The sequence below is a fragment of the Microbacterium sp. 69-10 genome (assembly GCF_001897945.1).
GTDB lineage: Bacteria > Actinomycetota > Actinomycetes > Actinomycetales > Microbacteriaceae > Microbacterium.
Genome location: NZ_MKRT01000019.1, coordinates 40,769 through 45,869 on the forward strand (window position 1 = coordinate 40,769; position 5,101 = coordinate 45,869).

Consider the following 5,101-nt stretch of genomic DNA (forward strand, 5'->3'; position numbering starts at 1 on the left):
TTCTCCTTGTCGACCTTGTACCGCCGATCGCCCTGCACGAACCAGTAGCCGCCGTCGTCGTCCTTCACGAGCGCGGCCTGATTCGCCGCACCCGGCCGATCGCCGAGCAGGCGGGTCGAGATCTCCAGCGGGGCGTCTGAGGCCACGCAGCTGAGCCAGGCGCCGGTGTACTGCCGATCCGGGGCGGGCAGGTAGTCGGGGGCGTCCTCGATGCCCACCGGCATCGGGTCGCGCTTGATGTCGTCGAGCTTGCTCGCGGGCACTGAGGTGATCTTCGTCGTGCCGCTCAGCAGGCGGGCGCTCGCCAGGTTCCTGACCGGGTACAGCGTCTCGCCGATGGCGACGTAGCGCGATCCCTCGCCCTGCACGACGATGATCGCGCCCTTGCTCCAGTCCTTCGGCAGGTTGCCGGTGAACGTGCCGATCAGCAGGGAGACGATGATCGTCAGGATGCCGAGGGCGATGCTGACGACCACGCCGCGCAGCGGCTTGCCCGGGGGCAGTTCACGTCCGCCAGGCGCTCCGCTGGTGAAGGCGGTCTGGAGTCGTCGGCGGTTGAAGGCCTGGGCCTGGAGCAGCTCGGTCTTGGATGCCATGGATCAGAACCAGCCTCCGGCGATGATGGCCAGGGGGAGCAGCAGGGCGATCGTCGCCCACTCGGCGAAGTCGGCGAAGCGGGTCAGGCCGAGCCGCACCTTCGAGCTGAGCAGCACGATCACGATGACGCAGACGGCCGCGACGGCCAGCGCGATGACCAGGCCGCCGATCCAGCCGGGGTGGGAGATGACGGCCGCGACGATCACGAGGGCCACGCCGAGCAGCACGCCCGCGACCACGATCACGATGTCGAAGCGGGAGTACACCTGCCTGGTGCCCAGGAACATGCCGGCGTAGGTCACCGCGCACAGCAGCAGACCCCAGAACCCGGATGCGACGACGGGGACGGTCGCGACCAGCACGATCAGGCAGAGCGCGATGCGCAGCGACACCTGGTAGCGGTGGGCACGGACGTAGAGCTTGGCGACCTGCTCCGGCGAGATGTGCGCGGGGGCGTCGTAGACCTCGGAGTCGTCCCGCGCCGAGACGACGCGCAGCGGCACGGAGGCCAGCGCCATCCACGGGGCGCCGAGTCCCGCGATGCCGGCGACCGCCATCGCAGCGGCCAGGGTCGCGGGGACGGGCGCGCCGAGCCAGGTGATGACGGCGCCGATCACGAGGAACACGACGCCGAGCGCGACCGGGATGAGACCGTACTCCCGGCGGCTCTTCAGCGCCAGCATGGTGACGACGCCGAAGACCAGCATCGCGGCGCTGCCGACGACGATCGGCAGCGCCCAGCCGGGGCCGCCCGGCAGCGCGGTGTATCCCGCGACGCCGGCGAACAGCGAGGAGACGAGCGCGAGGGACATGGACGCCTGGGTGGGCGCGCCGGTGCGGTCCATCACGAGCGCGCAGATCATGAGCACGACGGCGGCGGCTCCGGCGCCGGCGGCGGTGATGATCGAGCCCGAGTCGACCCAGGCCCACACCGCCGGGACGAGGCCCAGCAGCAGCAGCACGGATGCCACCACGGTCGCCGTGGTCACGGAGTTCTGCACCGACCAGGCGGGCGCGTTCTCCTCCACGACGTCGGCGACGGCCTCGACCAGGTCGTCATAGCGCTTGGGCACTGCGGCGCTCGCGCCCTGCTCGAGCACGAGGAAGTCGCCGTCGTGCACGGTCTGCGCGGTGAGCGTGCGGTCGGGATCCAGCGCGGAGCCGTCTGCCCTGACGAGACGGAACCCCGCGGATGCCGACATGCTGTCCAGCATCCGCAGACGTCGCGTCAGCGACGGGAGCACCTCCGCGACCGGGACGCCGCCGGGCACGCCCACGTCGATGCGCTCGGACTCCCACTGCACCGAGAGGCGCACGAGCTGCGACTGCGCGACAGCCGTCGTCTGGGGCGACATGAATCCCTGCTTTCGTTGAACCGCGCGTTTCACACTATCGCGCGCTCGATCTGCTCCTTGTGGCGTCCGGCCGACCGGTGCGTCGGACTAGGCGTCGACGTCGTCGTCGGGGACGAGAACCGGGGCGTCCAGCAGCGCCAGATCGTCCCTGGTGACCAGCCGGCTCGACACCGCGTGCTCGACCAGGCGCGCACGGCGATTGGTCGCGAGCTTGCCCTGCCCGCCGCGCATGCCCTGGACGCCGATGCGGTCGAACTTGTCGCAGACGTTGTCGAGCTTGCGGTTGAACCGCGTGCTCGTCCACCCCAGTCGTTCCGCGGCCTTCGCGGAGCTGGGGATCTCGCTCGTACCGGTTCCCTCGCGGCGCAGCACCGGCTCCGCCAGCGCCAGGATCAGCAGCTTCTGGCTCTCGGTCAGCGGCACGTGCCCGATCGTCGACTGGCCGCCGTCGGCCGCCTCGCGGGGCGCGATGCGGAACGCCGGGCCCTTCGCGTGGATCGTGAACTCGTACGTGGTCGGACCGGCGGTGAACACCACCGTGGTCTGTTCGAAGACGATCGGCAGTCGCGCACCGGGCGCGAGCCAGGCGTTGACTCCTCCCGAGGAGTCCGTCACCGTCGCGGTGAGCCGCGCTCCGACGTTGGACAGCCACCACAGCCCGTCGGTGTTCGAGATCTCCAGGAAGTTCCTGTGCAGGAAGAGATTGTCGTCGAGCTCGAGGTCGCCCTGCCTGCCGACGTGGAACGGCTCGTCGGGATCGAGCGCGAAGTACTCCCCCGCGTACTCCACCGTGATGTCCATCAGCCCACGCACCCCCTGACCGGATCAGGCGAGGAACGCCCGTCAGCCCTCTTGATCAGCACCTCGACGCAGGTCGCCCCGGTACGTGCTCCGTCCAGGGTGACGCTGGTCTTCTCCGTCGTCTGCAGAGTACCCGGCCCGTCCAGGGTGTACTCGTACCAGATGTACGAGTCGCCCTTCTCGGGGTCCGGGTTGGTCCAGGTGAACGTCACGACACCGGCATCGCTGGTGCCCTTCAGATCGGCGACGTTCGGCACGAGGCCCGCGATGGGGTCCTTCGGCTGCGGCGGCGCTGAGGTGGTCTTGTCGGGCGTGGGCGTCAGCCCCCCGGCCAGCGTGCTGGCGAAGACGATGCCCAGCACCACGGCGACGACGCCGACGACCGCGATGAGCCAGCCCCACCACGGCATGCCGCCGCGGCGGCGTCCGGTCTCGAAGAGATCGTCGGATGCCTGGGCGCCCGGCTGCACGGCATCCGCCTGGGTCGCCTGCGCGGCGGCCGGAGCGTGCGGTGCGACCATCTTGGGTCCGCCGCGCAGCACCGTGGCGTCGTCGTCATCGGCATCGGCGGTCGCGGGCGCGGCGGCTCCGCGCCGCTGCGTGCGCATCTGCGTCTCTTCCAGCGCATCCGCCGACGGACGGTCGAATCGCGGCACGTCGGGCGTGCTCGGCTGCTTCCGCACGGTGGTCGCGGAGGGGCGCGTGGCCGACTGCGTGTCCGGGTTGATCGAACGGACCTCGCGGACGCGCGTCAGACCGTCGTCGTCGTCCTCCAGCTCCTCGTGCGAGGGGTGCTCGTCGACGATGTCGATCGGCGTCACGGAGTGCGCGAGCTCGATCTGCACCTTCTGCAGCGCACGGGCGAACGCCACCGCACTCGGGTAGCGGTCCTCGGGCCGCTTGGCCATCGCCCGTGCCAGCACCGCCTGCAGGCTGTCGGGCACGTCGGCGCGATCCACCTTCGGAACGGCCATGCGCTCGATGCGCTCGATCAGATCGGCGCTGGAGTTGCGCTCGCCCTTGCGCTCGAACGGCGAACGGCCGGAGAGCAGCGTGAACACCGTCGCCCCCAGCGCGTACACGTCGGTGCGCACGCCGGTGGTCGGGTTCTCGGCGAAGGACTCCGGCGGCGACCACGGAATCGACATGCCCGCTGCCTCGCTGTCGGCGGCGGTGGTCGACGCGATGCCGAAGTCGGTGAGGGCCGGCCTGTTGTAGACCGTGACGAGGATGTTCGCGGGCTTGATGTCGCGGTGCAGCACGCCCGCGCGGTGCGCGGTCTCGACGGCGCCGCTGACCTGCACGCCGACGCGCAGCGCCTCGGCCACCGAGAACGGCTCCTTGCGGGTCCGCACCTGCAGGTTCGGCTTGGGGCAGTACTCCATCACGATGTACGGGCGGCCGTCGGCGGCGACGCCGGCCTGGTAGATCGTGACGATGGCGGGATGCGTCGACAGCATCGCCATCACGTTCGCCTCGTTGGTGAACTCCTCCGCGGCTCCGGCGCTCAGCCGGTCGGCCAGCAGCACCTTGACCGCGACCTCTCGCTTGGGCAGCTGCTGCTCGTAGAGGAACACGTCGGCGAACCCGCCGGTGCCGAGCGGCCGGAGGTACTCGAACCCCTGCAGCTCGGGAGGCGGAGAGGGAGCGCGCGTCATCGCAGCTCCTCGACGGTGACGGTCACGCCGTCTCCCACATCGATGACGTCGCCGTGCAGCACCAGGGTCTGCTCGCCCGGATGCAGGCGCACCGGGTCGGCGCCGGGACGCAGCAGAGTGGAGCCGTTGGTCGTGTGCAGGTCGATGACCACGACCGAGTCGCCCTCGGGGCGCACCTCGAGGTGGTTGCGGGAGATGTCGGACTCCGGGCTGTCGACCGCGATCAGGTGCGGCATGGTGCTGCCGCTGGTGCGGGTGGAGCGCGGCTTGCGCCCGATGATCACCGTGCGGTCCAGATCGACGACCTGCCCCGTGGAGAGCCGGATGCGGGCGCCGGATGCCGCGACGGGCGCGTTCTCGAAGACCGGGATGGCCTCGGTCGGGGCGTCGGGCGCGGAGGTCGCGGCCTCGGCGCGCAGGCGCCTGGCCTCGGCCAGCGAGATCGTCGCGCCGTCGTGGTCGCCGATGTCACCCTCCGGGTCGGTCTGCAACACTGCCCCGGGGAGCGGGGGTGCCGGCGGGATCGGCGTGACGAAGCCCGCCATGGTCTCGGCCACGTGCGGGGAGTCCTCGTCCGCCGCGGGAGGGGCGATCGTGGCGGCCACGTCGGGCGTGATCGTCGCGTCCAGGTCGGGCGTGATCGTCGCGCCCAGGTCGGGCGTGATCGTCGCGCCCAGGTCGGGCGTGATC

The 5,101-nt window shown here is 70.9% G+C and carries 5 protein-coding genes; all 5 read right to left on the bottom strand.

Going from position 1 to position 5,101, the window contains the following annotated elements; translation table 11 throughout:
* Window positions 1-596, bottom strand: a 596-nt coding sequence (locus BGN97_RS07745; protein WP_292699724.1) for a type VII secretion protein EccB, incomplete at its 3' end; no start/stop codon positions are given.
* A 3-nt stretch (window positions 597-599) separates the two neighbouring features.
* Window positions 600-1,952 (bottom strand): type VII secretion integral membrane protein EccD, encoded by a 1,353-nt coding sequence (eccD, locus tag BGN97_RS07750; RefSeq protein ID WP_292699727.1) that lies wholly within the window; start codon window positions 1,950-1,952, stop codon window positions 600-602.
* Between the two features lie 87 nt (window positions 1,953-2,039).
* A complete protein-coding gene (locus tag BGN97_RS07755) occupies window positions 2,040-2,756 on the bottom strand; it encodes a hypothetical protein (protein ID WP_292699934.1) in 717 nt (238 codons plus the stop codon).
* A complete protein-coding gene (locus BGN97_RS07760; RefSeq protein ID WP_292699731.1) occupies window positions 2,753-4,411 on the bottom strand; it encodes a serine/threonine-protein kinase in 1,659 nt (552 codons plus the stop codon). Before BGN97_RS07760 ends, BGN97_RS07755 begins: the two co-directional genes overlap by 4 nt.
* Window positions 4,408-5,101, bottom strand: a 694-nt coding sequence (locus BGN97_RS07765) for an FHA domain-containing protein (protein ID WP_292699734.1), incomplete at its 5' end; no start/stop codon positions are given. The genes BGN97_RS07765 and BGN97_RS07760, both read right to left, overlap by 4 nt.